Origin of the sequence: Ciceribacter sp. L1K22 (assembly GCF_017599385.1) — a bacterium.
In the GTDB taxonomy this organism is placed as follows: domain Bacteria; phylum Pseudomonadota; class Alphaproteobacteria; order Rhizobiales; family Rhizobiaceae; genus Allorhizobium.
Genome location: NZ_JAGFPK010000001.1, coordinates 1,154,053 through 1,176,283 on the forward strand (window position 1 = coordinate 1,154,053; position 22,231 = coordinate 1,176,283).

At 62.7% G+C, this 22,231-nt stretch carries 18 protein-coding genes; 6 read left to right on the forward strand and 12 right to left on the reverse strand.

Annotated elements, in window-relative coordinates; all coding sequences use genetic code 11:
* Positions 1 to 114: 114 nt before the first annotated feature.
* From cysN to J5J09_RS05670, 3 genes are all read right to left on the reverse strand, one after another.
* A complete protein-coding gene (gene cysN / locus J5J09_RS05660) occupies positions 115 to 1,602 on the reverse strand; it encodes a sulfate adenylyltransferase subunit CysN (RefSeq protein WP_208548707.1) in 1,488 nt (495 codons plus the stop codon).
* A 1-nt stretch (position 1,603) separates the two neighbouring features.
* The gene (gene cysD / locus J5J09_RS05665; RefSeq protein ID WP_208548708.1) at positions 1,604 to 2,560 is read right to left on the reverse strand and encodes a sulfate adenylyltransferase subunit CysD; all 957 of its coding nucleotides are present in this window, start codon (positions 2,558 to 2,560) and stop codon (positions 1,604 to 1,606) included.
* Positions 2,561 to 2,749: 189 nt separating this feature from the next.
* A complete protein-coding gene (locus tag J5J09_RS05670) occupies positions 2,750 to 3,496 on the reverse strand; it encodes a phosphoadenylyl-sulfate reductase (RefSeq protein ID WP_208548709.1) in 747 nt (248 codons plus the stop codon).
* A gap of 220 nt (positions 3,497 to 3,716) precedes the next feature.
* Here J5J09_RS05670 and J5J09_RS05675 point away from each other — a divergent pair, with 220 nt between their 5' ends.
* Together J5J09_RS05675 and J5J09_RS05680 are read left to right on the forward strand one after the other, a co-directional pair.
* The gene (locus J5J09_RS05675) at positions 3,717 to 4,148 is read left to right on the forward strand and encodes an Rrf2 family transcriptional regulator (protein ID WP_208548710.1); all 432 of its coding nucleotides are present in this window, start codon (positions 3,717 to 3,719) and stop codon (positions 4,146 to 4,148) included.
* A gap of 209 nt (positions 4,149 to 4,357) precedes the next feature.
* A complete protein-coding gene (locus J5J09_RS05680; RefSeq protein ID WP_208548711.1) occupies positions 4,358 to 5,374 on the forward strand; it encodes a sulfate ABC transporter substrate-binding protein in 1,017 nt (338 codons plus the stop codon).
* Positions 5,375 to 5,492: 118 nt separating this feature from the next.
* On the opposite strand, the gene J5J09_RS05685 is transcribed toward J5J09_RS05680, so the two are convergent.
* From J5J09_RS05685 to J5J09_RS05700, 4 genes are all read right to left on the reverse strand, one after another.
* Positions 5,493 to 6,149: a DUF2161 domain-containing phosphodiesterase gene (locus tag J5J09_RS05685; protein WP_208548712.1), complete on the reverse strand. Its 657-nt coding sequence runs from the start codon at positions 6,147 to 6,149 to the stop codon at positions 5,493 to 5,495.
* 99 nt (positions 6,150 to 6,248) lie between these two features.
* A complete protein-coding gene (locus J5J09_RS05690) occupies positions 6,249 to 7,559 on the reverse strand; it encodes a TRAP transporter large permease (protein WP_208548713.1) in 1,311 nt (436 codons plus the stop codon).
* The gene (locus tag J5J09_RS05695) at positions 7,559 to 8,098 is read right to left on the reverse strand and encodes a TRAP transporter small permease (RefSeq protein ID WP_208548714.1); all 540 of its coding nucleotides are present in this window, start codon (positions 8,096 to 8,098) and stop codon (positions 7,559 to 7,561) included. Before J5J09_RS05695 ends, J5J09_RS05690 begins: the two co-directional genes overlap by 1 nt.
* A 67-nt stretch (positions 8,099 to 8,165) precedes the next feature.
* Complete coding sequence (locus tag J5J09_RS05700; protein WP_208548715.1) at positions 8,166 to 9,200, reverse strand: TRAP transporter substrate-binding protein; 1,035 nt, start codon at positions 9,198 to 9,200, stop codon at positions 8,166 to 8,168.
* A 399-nt stretch (positions 9,201 to 9,599) separates the two neighbouring features.
* On the opposite strand from J5J09_RS05700, the gene J5J09_RS05705 reads away from it, so the two are divergent.
* Together J5J09_RS05705 and J5J09_RS05710 are read left to right on the forward strand one after the other, a co-directional pair.
* Positions 9,600 to 10,901 (forward strand): phosphatidylglycerol lysyltransferase domain-containing protein, encoded by a 1,302-nt coding sequence (locus J5J09_RS05705; protein WP_208548716.1) that lies wholly within the window; start codon positions 9,600 to 9,602, stop codon positions 10,899 to 10,901.
* Positions 10,898 to 12,253, forward strand: a complete 1,356-nt coding sequence (locus J5J09_RS05710) for an AcvB/VirJ family lysyl-phosphatidylglycerol hydrolase (protein ID WP_208548717.1) — start codon at positions 10,898 to 10,900, stop codon at positions 12,251 to 12,253. The genes J5J09_RS05705 and J5J09_RS05710 overlap by 4 nt, the downstream gene beginning before the upstream one ends.
* Here the strand turns inward: J5J09_RS05710 and J5J09_RS05715 are convergent.
* From J5J09_RS05715 to betI, 5 genes are all read right to left on the reverse strand, one after another.
* Complete coding sequence (locus tag J5J09_RS05715; RefSeq protein WP_246745790.1) at positions 12,250 to 13,536, reverse strand: chloride channel protein; 1,287 nt, start codon at positions 13,534 to 13,536, stop codon at positions 12,250 to 12,252. The genes J5J09_RS05710 and J5J09_RS05715 overlap by 4 nt on opposite strands.
* Before the next feature lie 233 nt (positions 13,537 to 13,769).
* Positions 13,770 to 15,422, reverse strand: coding sequence for a choline dehydrogenase (gene betA / locus J5J09_RS05720; RefSeq protein WP_208548718.1), 1,653 nt, complete (start codon positions 15,420 to 15,422; stop codon positions 13,770 to 13,772).
* A gap of 37 nt (positions 15,423 to 15,459) precedes the next feature.
* Positions 15,460 to 16,923 (reverse strand): betaine-aldehyde dehydrogenase, encoded by a 1,464-nt coding sequence (betB, locus tag J5J09_RS05725; RefSeq protein WP_208548719.1) that lies wholly within the window; start codon positions 16,921 to 16,923, stop codon positions 15,460 to 15,462.
* 2 nt (positions 16,924 to 16,925) lie between these two features.
* The gene (gene betC, locus J5J09_RS05730) at positions 16,926 to 18,443 is read right to left on the reverse strand and encodes a choline-sulfatase (protein WP_208548720.1); all 1,518 of its coding nucleotides are present in this window, start codon (positions 18,441 to 18,443) and stop codon (positions 16,926 to 16,928) included.
* 54 nt (positions 18,444 to 18,497) lie between these two features.
* Positions 18,498 to 19,085, reverse strand: a complete 588-nt coding sequence (gene betI, locus J5J09_RS05735) for a transcriptional regulator BetI (RefSeq protein WP_208548721.1) — start codon at positions 19,083 to 19,085, stop codon at positions 18,498 to 18,500.
* A 236-nt stretch (positions 19,086 to 19,321) separates the two neighbouring features.
* Here betI and J5J09_RS05740 point away from each other — a divergent pair, with 236 nt between their 5' ends.
* Both J5J09_RS05740 and J5J09_RS05745 read left to right on the forward strand, forming a co-directional pair.
* A complete protein-coding gene (locus tag J5J09_RS05740; RefSeq protein WP_208548722.1) occupies positions 19,322 to 21,127 on the forward strand; it encodes a GGDEF domain-containing protein in 1,806 nt (601 codons plus the stop codon).
* A 105-nt stretch (positions 21,128 to 21,232) separates the two neighbouring features.
* The gene (locus J5J09_RS05745; protein ID WP_208548723.1) at positions 21,233 to 22,231 is read left to right on the forward strand and encodes an NAD(P)H-quinone oxidoreductase; all 999 of its coding nucleotides are present in this window, start codon (positions 21,233 to 21,235) and stop codon (positions 22,229 to 22,231) included.

Genomic DNA, 22,231 nt, shown 5'->3' on the forward strand with positions numbered 1-22,231 from the left:
TCTCGACTCAATGTCGCGATTTTAGCAATGCGGAATGAAAGGCGGGAGCAAATTTTGCGGATCGGCAAGAAATCGCCCTTGCGAGGCGATTTTCCGTGATTTTCGCCTGAAGGACTAGCCGTCGATATCGTCCAGCAACTGCCGCGCTGTGGTCGTCGTCACACGGCGCGTCTCGACTTCGTCGCGGCGGCTGGCGAGCAGTTCTGTTGCCAGCAGCTGTTCGGCGAGATCGGCCGGCAGCGAGAGAATGACCCGGCCCTCATGGGCATTGAGCCCGCCGAGGTCGGTGCGCTTGGCCGTGATCATGCCGCCGGCGACCGTGTTGTTGGTATCCGGATCGATCAGGATGAAGGCACCCGTACCGCGATTGAGCTCGTAGGGATCAAAGATCGCGGTCTCGTCAAAGGACAGATGCACCTTGCCGATGGCATTCATCTGCAGCATCTCGGCCGCCTGCCACTTGCCGGACTTCAGATCCAGTTGCTGCACCGGCTGCACCTGCACCCGCTGGCGACGCGAACCGGCCTTGAGCCAATAGCGCTTGCCGGGCACGATGCCGTCCGGCTGGAGAGCAACGATCTGGGCATCGAAGGCTAGCCCTGTCTGCGGCTGGGCATCGAGCGAGACGATCATATCGCCGCGTGCCACGTCCACTTGCCGGTCAAGAACCAGCGTGATCGCGTCGCCGGCAACGGCCGCGTTGCGCACCAGGTCGAAGGTGACGATCTGTTTGACGTTCGCCACCTGGCCGGAGGGCAGGATGGCGACGCTGTCGCCGGGCTTCACCGCACCGCCGGCCACCGTGCCCTGGTACCCGCGAAAACTCTCGCCGGGGCGCGAGACGCGCTGCACGGGCAGGCGGAAGCCGGTCGACTGGCCGGAGCGCAGCGTCGCGAGTTCCAGCGTCTCGACCAGCGTCGGACCTTCATACCACGGGATCACCGAGCCGGCGGAATAGACGACGTTTTCGCCCTTCAGCGCCGACATCGGGATTGCCGTCACCTGGCGCACGCCCAGCGTCAGCGCCAGCGCCTTGAACTCGGTGCTGATCTGGTCGAACACGGCCTTGTCGTAGGCGACGAGGTCGAACTTGTTCACCGCCAGAACGAACTGCTTGATACCCATCAGCGAAGCGATGGTGGCGTGGCGACGGGTCTGTTCCAGAAGGCCCGCGCGGGCGTCGACTAGCAGCACGGCGAGATCGGCGGTCGAAGCGCCGGTTGCCATGTTGCGGGTATACTGCTCGTGGCCGGGCGTATCGGCAACGATGAAGGAACGGCGGTCGGTCGCGAAGTAACGGTAGGCGACATCGATGGTTATGCCCTGTTCTCGCTCGGCCTGGAGACCGTCGAGCAGAAGCGCGAAGTCGGGTAGGCCGAGATCGTTCTGCTGGCCACTGTCACGGCGCAGGCTTGCCGCCTGGTCTTCCTTGACGGCCTTGGTATCCCAGAGCAGGCGGCCGATCAGCGTCGACTTTCCGTCATCGACGGAGCCGCAGGTAATGAGACGAAGCGGACGCGAGTCGCGGATAACAGGTGCGCTGTCGGCGTGCGGCGCCTCGAGGATTTCGGCTGCGAGGGCGGTGTTGGCTGGAGCGGTCATCTCAGAAATATCCTTCGCGCTTCTTCTTTTCCATCGATCCGGCCTGGTCGCGGTCGATGGCGCGGCCCTGGCGTTCGGAGACGGTGGCGATTTCGAGTTCGGCGATCACCTCGTCGAGGGTGGTCGCATTGGAGCGGATGCCGCCGGTCAGCGGCCAGCAGCCGAGCGTGCGGAAGCGCAGCATGCCTTCCTGGATCTGTTCACCAGGCAGGGCCTCGAAGCGCGGATCTTCGGCCCACATCAGCATGCCGTCGCGCTCCACATACTTCTGCTTCTTGGCGTAATAGAGCGGCGGCAGCTCGATGTTCTCGGCCTGGATGTAGCGCCAGATATCCACTTCGGTCCAGTTCGACAGCGGGAAGGCGCGCACGCTCTCGCCGCGACGGATCATGCCGTTATAGATGTTCCAGAGCTCCGGACGCTGGTTGCGTGGGTCCCATTTGTGGTCGGGCGTGCGGAAGGAATAGATGCGTTCCTTGGCCCGGCTCGCCTCCTCGTCGCGCCGCGCGCCGCCAAAGGCCGCGTCATACTTGCCGGCGTCGAGCGCCTGGCGCAGCGCCTCCGTCTTCATCACGTCGGTATGATAGGCCGAGCCATGGCTGAACGGGCCGATGCCCTCGGACTTGCCGCGCGGATTGGTGTGCACGATCAAGTCGAGATCGAACTTCTCCGCCGTCGCATCGCGAAACGCGATCATCTCCGGGAACTTCCAGCCGGTGTCGATGTGCAGCAGCGGGAAGGGCACGCGGCCGGGGAAGAAGGCCTTGCGCGCCAGATGCAGCAGCACCGACGAATCCTTGCCGATCGAATAAAGCATGACCGGCTTCTCGAACTCGGCCGCCACTTCGCGGAAGATATAGATGGCTTCGTTCTCGAGCGCCTTCAGATGCGGATCGAGCGGCGGCTTGGTCTGCGCGTCCCGCGAATGCGGATCGAATTCGGATGTGTGTACGTGCATGGTCTTCTTTTTCTTTCCCTGGGCTCTCGCCCTCTATCTTCGGTCGCCTTGCCCCTCATCCCCCTGCCGGGACCTTCTCCCCGCAGGCGGGGAGAAGGGGCAGAACGGTTACCGCGTTGCCCTTCTCCCCGTTCACGGGGAGAAGGTGGCGGTAGCCGGATGAGGGGCAGCTACCTAAGTGAAATCAATTCAAGCCGGCGTCGGTACCAGAGACGTCGCCGCCTCCGGCACGTGCAACCCGCATTCGCGCTTCTCGTCATTCTCCCACCACCAGCGACCCGCGCGTTCCGGCTCGCCCGGCTTGATCGCCCGCGTGCAGGGCTCACAGCCGATCGAGGGGTAGCCGCGCTTGTGCAGCGGATTGGTCGGCACGCTCTCCGCTTCGACGTAGGCGTTGATGTCGTCGATCGACCAGTCGGCCAGCGGGTTCACCTTGATCAGGTCGCGCTCGGCGTCATATTCGGCAAAGGGGGTGGCAGCGCGGTTGCCGGATTGCGAACGGCGCAAGCCCGTGATCCAGAAGCGGGCGCCGGAGAGCGCCTCCGCCAGCGGAACCAGCTTGCGCACATGACAGCAGGCATGGCGGGCCTCGACGCTTTCGTAAAAGCCGTTCAGGCCGTATTTCGCGGCATAGGCGTCGATGTCGTCCTGCTTGGGGTAAAACCGCTTGATGGCGATGCCAAAGCGCTCCTCCGTCTCGGCGATCAGGTCGACGGTTTCCTTGAATAGGCGCCCCGTCTCCAGCGTCGAGACATCGATCGGCAGACCGGCAAGGCCGATCGCGGCCGTGATCACCTGATCCTCTATGCCGAGCGAGGTTGTGAAGACGGCGCGGCCGTCAAGCGCGGCGATGATGCGCAGCCGCTCAGTAAGATCTAGGGTCGCAAGCTGTGCATCGAGCGAGCCAGCGATATCTGCGGGTGTTTCTGTCATCATCCTGTTCCTGGCAATTTCCGTGATTATCGGGGAAGATCATGACAACGAACAGAAAACCGCTTTCGCGCGAGCGCCGTCGTAGAGCAAATATCTCTATCGGCAGGGTGAAATACGGCATTTCCTGCCGGAGGCCGTCATTCGACGGTTTGAACCATATGCCGTTTTGCGCTAAGGGCTGCCGCAGCGTTGGCCGTGTCCGACGCTGCGTCGGTGGGCCGGAATGATCACGCAGAAAGCCAAATACGCATTGAGGGCCCTGACCTTTCTCGCCCGAGCCGAACCAGGCGACCCGATTCAGATTCCGGAGATCGCCGAGCAGCAGAAGATCCCGAAGAAGTTTCTGGAACAGATCATGCTGGATCTCAAGCGGGGCGGTCTGGTCGATAGCCGCCGCGGGAAGCAGGGCGGCTATTTCCTGCATCGACCTGCTGGCGAGATCACCTATGGCGAGGTGCTGCGCCTGATCGACGGCCCGGTGGCGCCGTTGCCCTGCCTGTCCTTGACCGCCTATCGGCGCTGCGAGGATTGTGAGGGCGAGAGCGACTGCGAGATCCGGCGGGTTTTCGCCCGTGTTGCCGATGAAACCCGTGCCGTGCTCCTCACCACCAGCCTCGCCGACGCCGCGAAGACGGAAGCGCCCGAACCGGTCTGAACCCATCTCTGTCGTTCAGTTTAGCTTTCGCCCATTCCGAAGAATCCGGTTTGAGCGCGAATTTATGCTCCCGTGCCTCCGACCGACAAAAAGTCATCCCGCCAAGTCCAGCCTCGGAAGGGTACGCTTTTGCTATTTTTCTGGCCGCGTTGACTAAGACGACTTGTTCGGTAGTCTTTAATCGTTAACGCCACAGAGGAGGCACGAGCATGAAGTGCATTGGGAAAAATCTTGCGGCGTTTTTGGTCGGCATGGGACTGTCGACCGGCCTGGTGGTCCAGGCTTATGGCGCCGAACTGCTGAACGTGTCCTACGATCCGACACGGGAATTGTACGCCGAGTACAACGAGGCCTTCGCCAGGCACTGGCAGGCAGAGACCGGGGAGACGATCACGATCAGCCAGTCGCACGGTGGCTCAGGCCGGCAGGCGAGGGCGGTGATCGAAGGACTGGAAGCAGACGTCGTGACACTTGCTCTGCAGAGCGATATCGACATCATCGCCGAGCGCTCAAAGCTGATCGCGCCGGACTGGCGCACACGCCTTCCGAACAATTCGGCGCCCTACACGTCCACCATCGTGTTTCTTGTCCGAAAGGGCAATCCGAAAGGCATCAAGGACTGGGGTGATCTGGTGAAGGGCGATGTCCAGATCGTGACACCCAACCCCAAGACCTCAGGAGGTGCGCGCTGGAACTACCTCGCGGCCTGGGCCTGGGCCAACAAGGAGTTCGGGGGCGACGAAGCCAAGATCAGGGAATACGTCGCTGAAATCTACCGCCGCGCGCCCGTGCTCGATACCGGCGCCCGGGGTTCGCTGACGACCTTCGCCCAGCGCGAGATCGGCGACGTTCTGATCTCCTGGGAAAACGAGGCCTATCTGGCCGGCAAGGAGTTTGGCGCCGACAATTTCGACATCGTCACGCCGTCCCTTTCGATTCTCGCTGAACCGCCCGTCGCGGTCGTCGACCACAACGTCGACAAGAAGGGCACCCGCAGGGAGGCCGAGGCCTATCTTCAGTATCTCTACTCGGCCGAGGGCCAGACACTGGTGGCGAAGCACTTCTACCGCCCCTCGCGTCCCGATCTCGTGCCCGACGCATCAAAGGTCGATCTGCCGACGCTCGATCTCGTCACCATCGACGATCCGCTTTTCGGAGGATGGGCGAAGGCGCAGCCCACCCACTTCGGCGATGGCGGTGTGTTCGACCAGATCTACCGGCCCTGACGGGCGGTTCCTCCCAGGGCAGTACGGCGGCACCGCAAGGAGCCGCCGTACTGCTGTGAACCTCGTTGATAGCCCGAATGTCTGGGGATGATCTGATCGCTCCATCACCCTGAGCTTCTCAATCGACCGGCTGACGCCAACGCTGCAAGGCCTCTTGTCCCGCCGCGCTCAGGCCGTAGACGCCCCGGTCCAGCCGCTCGAACCAGCCATAGACGTTGGAAAGCAGGATCTTGCCCGCCTCGGGAACCTGCGCCCGGACGTCCCGGACCTTGAGCGGTCCCGCAGCCAGCGCGGAGGCGCAGCCGAGCGCCTGCTGTCGATAGGCTGTCATCAGAGGTTGGCGCGTGCTGCCTCCGACGGCGGGGTCGCCTTTGCGGCGCTGGTGTTCGCGCATCAGCCGTGAGCGGCGTTTCGGATTGGTTCGTGGCATGGGCGTCACCGAGCCGACGATGACGTTGACCTCGCCGATATCGGTAACGCCCAGCATGCCGATCCCGAGCCGGCGGCAGAGATCGCGATAGCGCTTGTCGGTCTCGCGCCCCTTGCCCTTGGCCGAGACGCGCGCCGCGATCCACACTTCGTCAGCGACCGAGGCGCGGTCGACGGCCTGCAGGATGAGCTCGAGATTGAACTTGAGTTTGAGTTCGCAAACGACAACGACCGGCGGATCATCCTCGCTCAGCCCGACAATGTCGCAACCTCCGACTTCGCCTTTGACGGTATACCCCGCCTGTTCGAGGAAGCCTTTGACGGGTAGGTAGAGCGACGTTTCCATGGGCCGTGAGATTCGGTTTTAGATAGAACCGACACCTACAGTGCTTTGTCGGGGCGCGTCACCCGAAAAGCGCCCGTCAGGTTGCAGCCGCGTCCCTTCTCAGACCAGGAAGATGGAGATGATCGGAAACGCCGTCAGGATCGTGATACGAATGAGATCCGCTGAAACGAAGGGCACGATGGCCTTGTAGGTTTCCTTGATCGGCACGTCCCGCGCCATCGCCGAGATGATGAAGAGGTTGAGCCCCACAGGCGGCGTGATCATGCCGATCTCGGCCACCATCAGCACAAGGATGCCGAACCAGATCGCGAAGTGCTCCGGGCTCATCCCGAAATCCATGGCCGTCACGATCGGGAAGAAGATCGGGATCGTCAGCACGATCATGGAGAGCGAATCCATGATGCATCCGAAGACGATGTAGAGCACAAGAATGATGACAAGCACGGTCATCGGATCGAAGCCCTGCGCCGTCACCCATTCCGCGCCCACCTGCGGCAGCCGGGAAAAGGCGAGGAAGGAATTGAACACGGAGGCACCGAGAATGATGAAGAAGATCATGCCCGTCGAGATGGCCGTTTCCTTGAAGCAGGCAAGCAGCGATTTGGGATCGAGCCCGCCGTTGATCCAGGCGATGAAGCCGGTGCCGATCGCACCGATGGCCGCAGCCTGCGTCGGCGTGAACCAGCCGAGGTAAATGCCGCCGACCACGGCCAGGAAGATCGCCGCGACCGGCCACACGGCGAGCAACGCCGGTATGCGGTCCCGCCACGGCAGTCGCGGCGAATGGCCGGCGCTTTCCGGATACAGGCGGACATAGATCGCGATCACGATCAGATAGGAGATCGCCGCGATGATCCCGGGCACGAAGGCGGCGAGAAACAGCTTCGCGATGTTTTGCTCGGCAAGGATCGCGTAGATCACCAGCACCACCGACGGCGGGATCAGGATGCCGAGCGTGCCGCCGGCCGCCAGCGACGCGGTCGCCAGTCCGCCGGCATAGCCCTTGCGCTTCAGTTCCGGCAGGGCGACCTGCGCCATGGTCGCGGCGGTCGCGAGCGAGGAGCCGCAGATCGAGCCGAAACCGGCGCTGGCACCCACCGCCGCCATCGCGACACCGCCCTTGCGATGGCCGAGAACCGCCGCCGCCGCATTGAACAGCGCCTGGCTCATGCCGCCGCGCGCCGCAAACTGGCCCATCAGCAGGAAAAGCGGAATGATCGAGAGCGAATAGTTCGCATTGGTGTTCCAGGCGAGCGCCTTCATCTGCGCGAGGATCGGCGTCCAGCGATCGAGGACCAGGAAGGTGCCGACCATGCCCGTTCCGAGCATTGCGGCCCCGATCGGCACGCGCAGGAAAATAAGCAGAATGAGGACCGGAAACGACCAGAGCCCGATTTCGATATTGCTCATCAATGGGCTCCGACAGACATTTCAATATCCCGCCCCGACCGTATCTCGCGGATGTCGGACAGGATGACGAACAGACCGACGAGGATGTTCGCGATCAGCAACACCAGGGCAATGGCATAGCCCCACCAGACGGGCAACTGGAGGATGGATGTGGTCTCGCCATTGGAAAACTTGTCCATCGTTCCCACCCAGTGTCGCCAGGTGACGATCACAATCAGACCGGTAACGATCACATTGCCGATGAGCTGCGTCCAGTTCATGGCCTTCGGGCCGAGGCTGGAGATCAGCAGGTCGACACCGACATGGCCGCGCCTCAGCTGACAATAGGGAAGGAAGGCAAACACCGCGAGGCCACACAGAGCCTCCACCAGCTCGATCTCTCCGGCCAGAGGACGGATGACGAGCCCTCCGACGATGGAGATGAGCGTGAGTGCGCAGGCTATAACGAGGCAGAACCCGCCGAACGCGACGAGCACGATCGCAAGCCTCCTGACGTAACGCTCCAGTCGCTCGAACGAAGGGGAGGTTTGGGTGTCCATTGCGGGCATCCTCGAAGGTATCCAGAAAACGCGGGCGCCCCGGGAGGGCGCCCGCTATCGGGCGATCTTACTTGCTGTACTGCTGGATGAGCGCGAGAGCGTCGTTGTAGAGCCCGGTTCCGTCCATGCCCTTGCCGTCCATCTCGGCGATCCAGGCCTTGGTCACGGCCTCGCCGGCCGCCTTCCAGCGGGCGGTTTCGGCTTCGTCAAGAGTGATGATCGTATTGCCGGCCTTTTCCGCGATGTCCTTGCCGCGGATATCGCCTTCGTCCATGGCCTTGCCGAACAGACGGGCGAGCTCCTGGCCGGAATTGTCGTCGATCACCTTCTTCAGGTCATCCGGCAGGGCGTCGTAGCTGTCCTTGTTCATCGCGAAGACGAACGTGCCGGTGTAGAGCCCGTTCGGTCCGGAGAACGCCGTATGGTTCGGTGCCAGTTCGGCAATCTTGATCGCCGGCGTCACTTCCCACGGAACCACCGACCCGTCGATGACGCTCTTCGACAGGCTTTCCGGTACCGCCGTAACCGGCATGCCGATCGCCGAAGCGCCCATGGCCTCCAGCATCTGGTTGACGACCTTGGAGGTGCCGCGCAGCTTCAGGCCTTTCATGTCTTCCAGCGACTTCACCGGCTTGGAGGCAATGGTGTGGATGAGGCCCGGACCGTGGGTGTGCACGGCCAGCACGTGATAGTCGGTCAGTTCGTCCTTCAGGTGCTTTTCGTAGTAATCCTGGAAGGCGACCGATGTAGCCTCGGCGGTCGTTACCATGAACGGCAATTCGAAGGCTTCCGATTTCGGGAAGCGGCCCGGCGTGTAGCCGAACAGCGTCCAGGTCAGGTCGACCACGCCGTCCTTGACCTGATCGACGAGGTCAGCCGGCTTTCCGCCAAGCTGCATCGCCGGATAGAGTTCCACCGCAATGCGCCCGCCCGATTCGGCCTGAACCTTTTGCGCCCAGGGCTCCAGCACCTTGGACGGAATGGTAGCCTGCGGCGGCAGCATCTGGTGCAGTTTGAGCGTGACGTCGGCGGCCCACGACGCCCCCGCCGACAGCGTGAAAGCAAGACCGGCAAGGCCGGCAAGAAGCGATTTCGTCAACATATTCTCCTCCAGAACGTCTGTTTATCTCCCGCAGTCGCGCCCTCATCGCCTGGCGACGCCGATTTTCAACGCCGCCAACGATGCGCGCTGCGAACTCCCGTATCGACAGCGACTGCACCATTACATGCTGGCATGGTTTCCCATATTCCACAAATAACGTTCGCACCCCAACGCATAATCATTTTGATATCGATACGGCGATAAAGATTGCAATGTGTAATCGCTTGTAAGCGTCCTTTGTTGCCGTCTCGCGGGCGCGGGTGAATTGTTGCGCTGAAAATTCGTCTCGCGAAGTGAATTTTAGAAAGTCCTTTTAAAACTCGTTTACATGTCGGTGGCACAAGCCTCGTTCCATGCAGCCATTCTAATGCGCGCTCGACAGACGGCTTACGGACCCTCATGACAGACGTGACTGATACCATCTTTGTTGCTCCGGCGAACCCGGTTGCAAAACCCGGCCTGCGCCGTGCGTTCGAACGGCTGCGCTATTCGATCGCCCGTCGACCGACAACGCTGCTGCTGGGAAGCGTCGGACTGCCGGCCGGCCTGGGGCTGCTTTTCGACGAAAGCGTCTTCGGCCTGATATCCGGGCAGATCCTTCCGACGGGCGGTGCCGATGCGGCAGGTGGCGGCATCGGCCTGGCGGCAGCAGCCGGTGTCCTTGCGGCCCGGCGCCTGCGCCGGGGCGATGATCGGTTCGAGAGCTCGCCGTGCGACGCCGACGTCGCCCGCGCAGTCGAAATTCTGGGACGTCAACCCAACGCCGCCGCCGGGCTTGTCCGGCTGGGGGACAAGCGGCTGCTGTTTTCCGACTGCGGAGATGCCTTTATCATGTATGCGCGACGCGGACGCTCCATGGTGGCGCTTTTCGATCCGGTAGGCGCGCGCGAAACCTGGACGGCACTCGTACTCAAGTTCATGCGCGACGCGCGATCCAGAGGTTGTCGACCGGTTTTCTATCAGGTTTCTCCGGAGTTTCTGTCCTGCGCGATCGAGGCCGGTCTGAAGCCCTACAAGCTTGGCGAGCAGGCCGTTGTCGATCTGACCACGTTTTCTCTTGCGGGTGGCGACTGGCTGAAGCTACGCCGTTCGATCAATCGGGCGGAGCGCGATGGTCTCACGTTCGATATGGTGGCGCCTGCCGATGTGCCCGAGATCCTGCCCGAGCTTGCGGCCGTCTCCGATGCCTGGCTTGCCGCTCACAATGCCGGGGAAAAGGGCTTTTCGCTCGGCACCTTCAAGGAGCACTATGTCGCCAGCGAACCGGTCGCCGTGATCCGCCTCGAGGGCCGGATAATCGCGTTTGCAAGCGTGCTCACCACCGCCTCCGGCGGCGATGCCTTCATCGACCTGATGCGCCACATACCGAACACGCATCGCGGCGCCATGGATCTGCTGTTCGTGCGCATCATGGAATATCTGAAGCAGAACGATTTTCGCAGCCTTAACCTGGGCATGGCGCCGCTCGCCGGTCTCTCCGCGCACGATCGTGCTCCCCTGTGGAATCGGATCGGTCGGCAGGTCTTTGAGAACGGCGAACGCTTCTACAATTTTCGCGGCGTGCTGGAATTCAAGTCCAAGTTCGATCCGCGCTGGCAGCCCCGCTATCTGGCCGTGCCGGGCAGGGGCTTTCCTCTGGTGGCCATGCTTGACGTCACGCTGCTCATCGGCGGCGGCCTCAAGGGCGTGCTGCGTCGATGAGGACCAAAAGCGGCATCATCGCGCTGGCACTCGCCATTTTCATCGTGCAGCCGGCGCTGGCCGCGGATAACTTTGACACTCGAAGCCTTCCAGTCGACCGTATCGTCCGCCCCGACACCAATCCTCGGTCGGTGATCATCCTGCTATCGGACGCTGCCGGCTGGTCCGCAACGGAACAGAACGTAGCGCAGGCGTGGTCGGGCGAGGGAGCCATTGTTGTCGGCGTCGATCTGCCGACCTACTACCGCGCCCTTCGTGCGGAGACGCGTGCCTGCCTCTACCTCGTCTCCGACATCGAAAGGCTCGCTCGCCAGCTTCACCGCGCCGAAGGCATGGCCACCTTCACGCCGCCGGTCGTTGCCGGCCTCGGCGAAGGCGGCACGCTGGCGCTGGCGATCGCCGCCCAGACCCCGCCGTCGACCGTAGCCACGACACTCGCTGTCGATCCCGGCGCCGTGGTACCCATCGAAAAGCCGCTTTGTACGCCGGCACCAAAGACCCCGCGCCATGGCGGCATTCGCTACGGATTTACGAAGGGAGCGCTGCCGGGTGCCGTGCGGGTAACCTTCACACAGGCGGCGACGCGGGACGGACGTGACCATCTGGTCGATCTCCAGGCGACGCACTCCGATATTGAGGTCGTCGACAGTCGGGATCAGGCCTCTGCGACACTGGAAGAGGCGGGTCTCAGAGTGCTGAGCGAGGCGTCGCACCACGGCACGCCTCTCGATCTGCCTTTGGTGGAGGTTCCCGCCGTTCCTCGCCACGATGCCTTTGCCATCATCTACTCGGGCGACGGCGGCTGGCGCGACATCGACCAGAAGCTGGGCTTCTTCCTGCAGGAGGATGGTGTCCCGGTCGTTGGCGTCGATGCGCTACGCTATTTCTGGAGCGAAAAGCCGCCGCAGCAGGTCGCAGACGATCTCTCGCGCATCATCGCCACCTATCGTGGCCGCTACGGCGCAAGCCGCGTCGTTCTGATCGGCTACTCCTTCGGCGCCAACATCCTGCCGAAGGCCTACACGCTGCTTCCTGATGCGGACCGGGAAGCCGTTGATCTTCTGTCGCTGCTCGCACCATCGCATCAGGCGGATTTCGAGATTGCCGTTTCCGGATGGCTCGGCGTTGCGGGAGCGGGCAAACATGGAGATCCCGTCGACCATCTGGCAACCGTCGAACCCGCCAAGATCCAGTGCATCTACGGCCTGGCGGAAAAGGAAAGCGCCTGCCCGGCACTAGAGCCCCGGGTGACGGCGGGGGTCCAGCTCGTTTCCCGACCCGGCGGCCACCATTTCGACGGAAACTACCGTAAGCTGGCGGACGAGATAATGGCTCGCATCAGACGCGACTAGTCGGTCTTCGTTCCGGTCCGCGCCTCGGCCCGCTGTGCCCGGATCACGTCCGCGATCCAGGCACGCGACAGGCCGTGATAGAGCGGCTCGGGTGCGACCAGCCGCGAGGTGATGTAGCCGAGCATGGCCGCAGCCATGAGCGCGATCACCCCTTCGTGGCTGTCGGTCATTTCCAGAATGATCACGAAGGCCGTCATCGGTGCCTGCACGACACCGGCGAAATAGCCGGCCATGCCGAGGACGGCCGCCAGTCCGATGCTGACGCCGAGCAGTTCCCCGACCGTGCTGCCGAAGCCCGCACCGATCGAAAGCGAGGGCGCAAAAATGCCGCCCGGAATCCCCGATGCCATCGAGAGGAACGTGACGGCGAACTTTTCGATAAAGTAGGACAGCGACAGTGCTTCGCCGGAAAGCGCGGCGTGCGCCTGTTCGTAGCCGGTGCCGAACGTCGAGCCGCCGGTGGCGACACCGATCACCGCAATGGCAAGACCGCAGCCGGCGGCGAGCAGGACGGAGCGCCGCAGCGGTTCAGGCTGCGCCCAGCGCTTGATCCTTCGCGTGACGCGCAGCGCCATGGCGGAGAAGAGGGCGCCCAGAAGTCCGCCGCCGATGCCGCAGACGACGACCACGAGCCATTCTCGGGGTACCGCCACATTGAGCGATGTCGCGCCGAAATAGGTGTAGCTGCCGACGAGCGCCATCGCCGACATGCCGGAGAGAATGACGGCGGTCAGCACCAGTCCGTTCGCCCGGGTCTGGTAGGAGCGGCTCATCTCCTCGATCGCGAAGACGATGCCGGCAAGCGGCGTATTGAAGGCTGCGGCGATCCCGGCGGCCGAACCTGCGAGGATGAGCCCGCGGGCCTGCGCAATGCCGCCGATGCGAGCCGTGAGCAGCATGATTGCGGCGCCAACCTGAACGGTCGGACCTTCACGCCCGATCGATGCGCCCGAAAGGAGCCCCAGCAGGGTGAGCAGGATCTTGCCCACCGCCAGCCGGATGGACAGCAGCCGCCACCGGTCTTCGGCCTCCTTGAAATGCCGCGCGGCGATTGCCTGCGGTATGCCGGAGCCCTGCGATCCCGGAAAGAGCCGGGCGGCAAGGAACGCGCAAAGCGCAAATCCCAAGGGCGTCATGACGAGGGGAAGCAGGAACGCCCAGGAGCCGCTGGTCCGGACCCCTTCGAACATATGCTGCGACCAGTCTGCGGCCTTGGCGAAGCCGACGGACACGACACCGATCGCGAGCGCCCCCGCCCAGAACACGATACGGGGTTTCCACAAGCGCCACGATCCCCAGACTACGCGGGATCGCCTCAGCAGTTTTGGTTTTGGCCGACCCAAAAAGCCGCTCCTGCAGTTTCAATGCGCAGGCGATGCCGGTGTTCTACCGCCATTCACCCGTATGAGACGTCGTCTCGTCCCTTATGGGTGCCAGCGACCGCCATGACAAGGCGGAATAGCATGACCCGGTACGGCTTTTCCGCAAAACCGTGGTGCCGCGTGAGAAAACGGGGTTAACGGTCGCTCGTCTCCCAGCGCGGGTTGATCCACGGCTCCTGATTGCTGCGCGGCAGCGGCTGCCTGCCGAGAATATGATCCGCGGCCTTTTCGCCCGTCATGATCGAGGGGCCGTTCAGGTTGCCATAGGTCACATGCGGGAAGATCGAACTGTCCGCCACGCGCAGTCCCTCGACGCCGATTACCTTGGTCGTCGGATCGACAACGGCCATAGGGTCGTCGGCACGGCCCATCTTGCAGGTGCCGCAGGGGTGATAGGCGCCTTCCAGGTGTTCCCGCAGATAGGCGTCGATTTCCTCGTCCGACTGGACATTCGGCCCAGGTGCGATCTCCGCTTCGCGATAGGGATCGAAGGCCTTCTGATTGAAGATCTCGCGGGTCACGCGCACTGCATGGCGGAACTTCACCCAGTCCTCCGGGTCGCTCATATAGTTGAAGCGCAGGACAGGCGCGTCCTTCACCTCCGGCGAGCGCAGCGTCACCGAGCCGCGCGACTTCGACATGTTGTAGCCGACATGCGCCTGGAAGCCGTGGCCGCCGACGGCAGACTTGCCGTCATAGGAGATCGCGATCGGCAGGAAGTGATACTGGATGTCGGGCCATTTGACGCCGGCCGCCGAGCGGATGAAGGCCGCCGCCTCAAACTGGTTGGAGGTGCCGAGCCCCTTCTTGAAGAATAGCCATTGCGCGCCGACGATGCCCATCCAGAACCAGTTGTTCTTGGAATGCAGCGTGATCGGCAGCTTCGACTTGAACTGGTGGTAATATTCCAGGTGATCCTGCAGGTTCTGCCCGACGCCCCGACGGTCGGCGACGACGGGGATGCCCATCTCTTGCAGATGCGCGGCCGGACCGATGCCCGAGAGCATCAGGATCTTCGGCGAGTTGAAGGCCGAGGCCGCCACGATCACTTCGCGGTTCGCCTTCACTACTTCGATCTTGCCGCCGATCTCGACCTCGACGCCGACGGCGCGGGTCCCTTCCATAACAACCTTGCGGGCATAGCAGCGGATCAGCGAAACATTCGACCGCTTGAGCGCCGGCTTCAGATAGGCATTCGCCGTCGACCAGCGCCGCCCCTGCCAGCTCGTCTGCTCCATCAGGCCGAAGCCTTCCTGCTGACGGCCGTTATAGTCTTCCGTCACCGGGAAGCCGGCCTGCCGTCCCGCCTCGATAAAGGCGCGATAGAGCGGGTTCCTGATCTCGCCACGGCGAACATGCAGCGGACCATCGGCGCCCCGCCAGCCCTCTTCGCCGCCATGCGAAGTCTCCTGCCGCTTGAAATAGGGCAGCACGTCGGCATAGGCCCAGCCGGTCGCACCCATCTCTTCCCAGCGGTTGAAGTCCTCCGCATGTCCGCGCACATAGACCATGCCGTTGATCGACGACGACCCGCCCATAACCTTGCCGCGCGGCGCGATCATGCGGCGGTTGTTGAGATGCGGCTCGGGCTCCGTCATGTAGCCCCAGTTGTACCGGTCCATGTTCATCGGATAGGCAAGGGCTGCCGGCATCTGCACGAACGGCCCGATATCGGACCCGCCGAACTCCAAGACGATGACCGTGTTCTTGCCGTCCTCCGACAGGCGATAGGCCATGGCCGCACCTGCGGAACCGGAACCGATGATGACGAAATCTGCGTTTTTCATTCGAACTTCCCCGTCCGTCTCCCCCGAGAGACGAGCCTCAATACGGCGCCTCGCACTTGCCCATGCCGACATAAACCGTCTTCAACTCGGAATAATGCTCCAGCGCCGCTGCCGAATTTTCGCGGCCGAAGCCTGACTGCTTTGAGCCGCCAAAGGGGATCTCGACCGGGCAGAGATTGTAGGTGTTGATCCAGAGCGTTCCGGCTTCGAGCTGGTCGACCACGCGGTGCGCGCGGGAGAAATCGGCGGTGAAAACGCCAGCCGAAAGGCCGAATTCGGTGGCGTTCGCCCGCGCGATCACCTCCGCCTCGTCCTCGAAATCGAGCACGCACATCACGGGCCCGAAAATCTCTTCGCGCGCGATGGTCATGTCGTCGGTGACATCGGCGAACACGGTCGGCTGGATGTAGAAGCCTTCGCCCGTGACGCTGTTCGGAATGCCGCCGCCGGTCACCAGCGTCGCGCCCTCGGCCTTGCCCTTGTCGATGTAGGACATGACCTTCTCGCGCTGGGCAAGCGACACCATCGGCCCCATCTGCGTGGCCTCGTCCTGCGGATCGCCGATAACGATCGCCTCGGTGCGGGTCTTGAGGCGCGAGAGGAACGTCTCCTTGATCGCCTTGTGCACGAAGACGCGCGTGCCGTTCGAGCAGACCTGGCCGGTCGAGTAGAAGTTGCCGAGCATGGCGCCCGAGATCGCGCTGTCGATATCGGCATCGTCGAAGACCACGATCGGCGACTTGCCGCCGAGTTCCATGGTGACATGCTTGAGCTGTGAGGCAGCCGCGCCCGCCACCTTGCGCCCCGTCGGCACGGAACCGGTGAGCGAAACCTTGGCGACATCGGGATGCGACACGAGCAGCGGCCCGGTCTCCCGGTCCCCCTGTACGACATTGTAGACGCCCTTCGGCGCGCCTGCCTCGATCAGGATCTCGGCGATCTTCAAGGCGCCGAGCGGCGTCACTTCCGACGGCTTGAACACAATCGCATTGCCGGCGGCAAGCGCAGGAGCCCCCTTCCAGCAGGCGATCTGCTGCGGATAGTTCCAGGCACCAATGCCGACGACCACGCCAAGCGGCACGCGCTTGGTATAGGCCCAGTCGCCCCCGAGCGGGATCTGGCTGCCATTCATCGCGGTCGCGATGATGCCGCCGAAGAATTCGAAGCTGTCCGCGCCAGAGGTGGGGTCGGCGACGATGGTCTCCTGGATCGGCTTGCCGGTGTCGAGCGTCTCGAGTTCCGAGAGTTCGCGGTTTCGCTCGCGCATGATCTCGGCGGCCTTCTTCAAGACACGGCCGCGGGCCGCCGGGCTCCACGAGGCCCATTCCTTCTGCGCGCGCTTGGCAGAGTGGATCGCCTTCTCGACAATCGCGGGCGTCGCGGCATGCAGTCTCGCGATCACTTCACCGGTTGCCGGATAGATGCTCTCGATGACGGTGCCGGCGGTATCCTCGACGTATTCGCCGTCAATGAAATGGGAGGCTTGCGGTTGGGCTTTCATCATTATTCTCCGCGCGGATAGCGTTTGGATTCCTCGAGATTGTCGAGGTTCATGTGGTTGCGCATGTAGCGCTCGGATGCCTTCTGGAGCGGCTGGTGGTCCCATGGGAAATAAGCGCCGTTTCGGAGCGCCTCGTAGACCACCCAGCGCCGCGCCTGGCTTTCGCGCACGGCGGAATCGAACTCCGCCATGTTCCAGCGCGCGTCACGCTTGGCGCGGAAGCCGGAGATGACATCAGCATAGGCGGGATCGCCCGCCAGGTTCGTGAGCTCCTTCGGATCGGCCTCCAGATCGTAGAGCTGCTCGGGATCGAGTTCGCAGTGGACATATTTCCACTTGCCCTCGCGGATGCCGACCAGCGGCGCATAGGAGGCTTCCGCCGCATATTCCATCAGCACCGGTTCGGTGCGGGGGATGCCGTCGATCATGCCCTTGAGACTGATGCCGTCGGTCCAGGGCTTGATCTCCTCGATATCGATGCCGGCCAGATCACAGAGCGTCGGCGTCACGTCGAGGTTGGAGGTCGGTGTCGTATGCAGCCCGGCCGTGACGCCCGGACCTGCTACCATCAGCGGCACGCGGGCCGAGCCCTCGAAGAAGTTCATCTTGAACCACAGGCCCCGCTCGCCCAGCATGTCGCCGTGGTCGGAGCAGAAGAAGATGAGCGTGTCGTCCAGCATCCGGGTCCGCGTCAGCGTATCGACCAGTTCGCCCACCTTGTCGTCGAGATAGCTGATATTGGCGAAATAGGCCTGGCGCGAACGCTTCACGTTCTCGTCCGTGATGTCGAAGCTCGCATAATCGCAGGATTTCAGGATGCGTTCCGAATGCGGGTCCTGCTTCTCCAGCATGCCGACCTCGGGCATAAGGTGCGGGCAGTCGTTATAGAGGTCCCAGTATTTCCGCCGCGCGACATAGGGGTCATGCGGGTGGGTGAAGGAGACCGTGACGCACCACGGGCGGCGCTCCTTGTCGTCATTCTCGCGGGACAGCTGGTAGAGCTTCTGGTTGGCGAGGAAGGCGACCTCGTCGTCGTACTCCATCTGGTTGGTGATCTCGGCGACACCGGCGCCCGTTACCGATCCCATGTTGTGATACCACCAGTCGATCCGCTCGCCCGGCTTGCGATAATCAGGCGTCCAGCCGAAATCGGCCGGGTAGATATCGGTCGTCAGCCGCTCCTCGAAGCCGTGCAGCTGGTCCGGCCCGACGAAATGCATCTTGCCGGAGAGCGCCGTGTAATAGCCGGCCCTGCGAAGGTGATGCGCGAAGGTCGGGATCGACGAGACATATTCGGCGGCATTGTCGTAGACGCGCGTCCGGCTCGGCAGCTGTCCGGCCATGAACGAGGCGCGGGCGGGGGCACAGAGCGGGGAGGACGTATAGTTATTCCGGAACCGTGCAGAGCGGGCGGCCAGCGCCTTCATATGCGGCGCGTGGAGGAACTCCGCCGGACCGTCGGGAAAAAAGGTCCCGTTCAACTGGTCGACCATGATGATCAGAATGTTCGGCTTGCCCACGGCGTCACTGTCCCCGGTTTGAAATATCGTAAAAACAATCAGGTCCGCCTGCAGTCATCGGACGAAGCCCTTGAGCTGCGCTTCCAGATAGTCCTCGACCAGCGATACTGATGCGGTGGAACTGATCGGGGCGGAGCGCAGACTTTGCCGGATATAGAGCCCGTCGATCATCGCGGCCGCGCCCTCTGCAATCCGCGCCGCGTCATCGGGCGGGCAAAGGCGACCAAGTGCCGACAGGAGGTTGGACCGCAACCGCCGCGCATAGACGACAAGCAGCCGCCGCGTCTCTTCCGACCGTTGCGCATCGACGTAGAAGGCGAGCCAGGCCGCCACTGTCTCCGGCGTGAACTGCTCCGCAGCGAAGCTGACCCTGAGCACGGCCGAGAGACGCGCGCGTGGCGTCTCTGCCCCTGCAAGCGCCTCAACGGCGTCGCGCCGCAACTGCCGCAGCAGCTCACGGATCGTCTCGTTCAGCAACTGCTCCTTGGAGCCGAAGTAGTGATGCGCAAGTGCCGCCGACACGCCGGCCTCTTTGGCGATCTCCGACATCGTCACACCGAGCGAGCCGTGCTGGCCGATCGTGCGCAGCGCCGCATCCGTCAGCGCCTTACGGCGCAGGGGCTCCATTCCAACCTTGGGCATCTTCGTTCTCCTGGTCCGCAGTTTATTTTTGATTGACTGACCAATCAACAAAAAACTCCTTGGCCGCGAATGACATTCTTGCCCTGCTGTTGGATGCGGTAAGATGCTGTTTTAGTTATAATTTTACTGACCGTTATGTCACAAAACTTTCATCCGATTGTCATGTGCCGGAAAGGTTTTCTTGACGATTACCAAGGACGATCACCCCATAAAAACAAAGGTATTTGGAGAAGGTCATGATTGCGCAGGCAGCGGTTGAAGCAGGCGTTCTGCGTCGGTTCGCTGACGATCAACTGCTGACACTCGCGAAACTCGTCGTCGAAAACGCCTTTCAGCCGATCGTAGAAGCCGGCACCGGCGCGGTGTTCGGTTACGAATCCCTGATGCGCGGGCAGGACCGGATCGGCTTCGAAAACCCCGTCGATTTCCTGGATCGCGCCGAACAGTGCGGCCAGTTGATGGCGTTGGAACAGATGATCGCCGCCCGCTCGCTGGCCAAGTTCCAGACCGTGCCCGATTATGCGGGCGCCACGCTTTTCCTCAATCTCGACGTCCGCCTCATCCCGCAGGGCCATGCGCTGATGGCGTCGGTTCTCGCCCATCTCCGCAAGGCTGGCATCCCGCCGTCCTCCGTCTGCTTCGAATTGTCCGAGCGCTTCGACAATACCAATCATCCCGAATTCGCCGAACTCGTCCAGTCCATGCGCCGCTCGGGTTTCAAGCTGGCGATCGACGATTTCGGGGTCGGCCATGGCGAGATGAAGCTGCTCTGCGACTATCCCGTCGACTACGTGAAGATCGACCGGCACTTCGTCTGCGATATCGACAAAAGCCCGCGCAAGCGCCACCTGGTCAAGAACATCGTCAATATCGCCCATGTTCTTGGTGTGCGCGTGATCGCGGAAGGCATCGAGACCGAGGCGGAATTTCTCGCCTGCCGCGAGTTCGGCGTCGATCTCGTGCAGGGCTGGTTCATTGCGCGGCCGACGACATTCGTGTCCGAACTGCTGCCCGGCTTTCCCCATCTGCAGGACCTCGGCAAACTCAAGAGCACCACGCAGACGCTCGACGAAATCCTGATCCGCAAGCAGATCGAACACCTGCCGACCGTCTACGAGAACGACAGCATAGACTCCGTCTTCGATCTCTTCCGCCGCAATCCGCGCCAGACCTTCTTTCCGGTTTTGAACGCCAATGGCGAGCCGCGCGGCACGATCAACGAATACCACCTGAAGGAATACATCTATCAGCCCTTCGGCCGTGACCTGCTCAAGAACAAGATCTATGAGCGGACGATCTCGCACTTCGTCACCCGCGCGCCGATCGTCGGCCTCGATGCGGATGCGGAACGACTGACGACGATCTTCGCCAACATGGACGGTTCGGACTGCGTCATCCTTACCGACAACATGCGCTATGCCGGCGTCGTCTCAGCCGCCTCGCTGATCCGCGTCATCAACGACAAGCAGTTGCAGGTCGCGCAGGACCAGAACCCGCTGACGAGCCTTCCAGGCAACCGCGCTGTTCGCGACTTCATGCAGCAGGCAGGCCGCGACGGCGACGAGGTTCGCTATTTCTGCTATTGCGACTTCGACAACTTCAAGCCGTTCAACGATCACTACGGCTTCCACCTCGGCGATCACGCGATATCGCTGTTCGCCGCGCTGATGCGCCGCTACTTCTTCTCGGATGGCGATTTTCTGGGCCATGTCGGCGGCGATGATTTCTTCATCGGCGTGCGCGACTGGACGCGGGATGAGATCACGGAAATCCTCGACCGTTTGATCTCCGATTTCCACGACGACGTGGTGGAGCTTTATTCCGAGGAGGATCGCCGCAATGGCGTCATCCGCGGCCATGATCGCAATGGCAATCTGCGCGAGTTCCCGCTGATGCGCTGCTCGATCGGCGTCCTTGAACTTCCGGGCGGCCTCGTCATCGAGGATATCAACCGCATCAGCGCCATGATCGCTGGCATCAAGACGAAGGCCAAGGAAAGCGACAGCGGCCTGTTTCTCGGTGCCTTCCAGGAACCGGATTGAGGCCTGATCGGTATCTCTGAATGGTCGCCGCGACGATCCACCTCCTTCCCATCGCCATGATCCTGGCCTAGGTAAGGCTCTCCGACCACAGCAGAGGAGCCGGCCATGTCCCTTCCATCGACCATGCGTTTCGTGGATCTGCCGTCATTTGGCGGACCGGAGGTGATGCGCCTCGGCGAAACTGCCGTGCCGACGCCGCGTCCGGGTGAAATTCTCGTCCGTGTCGAAGCCGCCGGTGTGAACCGTCCGGATGTCGCCCAGCGCCAGGGCACCTATCCGCCGCCGAAGGATGCAAGCCCGATCCTCGGCCTGGAGGTCGCCGGCGAGGTGGTCGGCTTTGGCGATGGCGTGGCTGAATTCGAAATCGGCGACCGCGTCTGTGCGCTCGCCAATGGCGGCGGTTACGCCGAATATTGCGCCGTGCCCGCCGGTCAGGCGCTGTTGTTCCCGAAGGGCTACAATGCCGAGAAGGCGGCAGCCCTGCCGGAGACGTTCTTCACCGTCTGGGCCAATCTCTTCCAGATGGCGGGTGTCACAGAAGGCGAGACCGTGCTGATCCACGGCGGCACCTCCGGCATCGGCACGACGGCCATCCAGCTTGCCAAGGCCTTCGGGGCTGAGATTTACGCCACCGCCGGCTCGGACGAAAAGTGCAAGGCCTGCGTCGATCTCGGCGCCAAACGCGGCATCAACTACAGGACCGAGGACTTCGTCGAGGTCATCAAGGCCGAGACCGGCAAACGCGGTGTCGATGTTGTCCTCGACATGGTCGGCGCGCCCTATTTCCAGCGCAACCTCTCGGTCCTTGCCAAGGACGGCTGCCTGTCGATAATCGCCTTCCTCGGCGGCGCCGTCGCCGAACAGGTCGACCTGACACAGATCATGGTGAAGCGCCTCACCGTCACCGGTTCCACCATGCGGCCGCGCACGGCCGACGAGAAGCGCGGCATCCGCGACGAACTCGGCGCCGAGGTTTGGCCGCTGCTGGAGAAGGGGACCGTCGGGCCGGTCATCCACGCGGTGCTCCCCTTCGATCAGGTTGTCGAAGCGCATCGCCTGATGGAAAGCTCAAGCCACATCGGCAAGATGGTGCTGAAGCTCTGA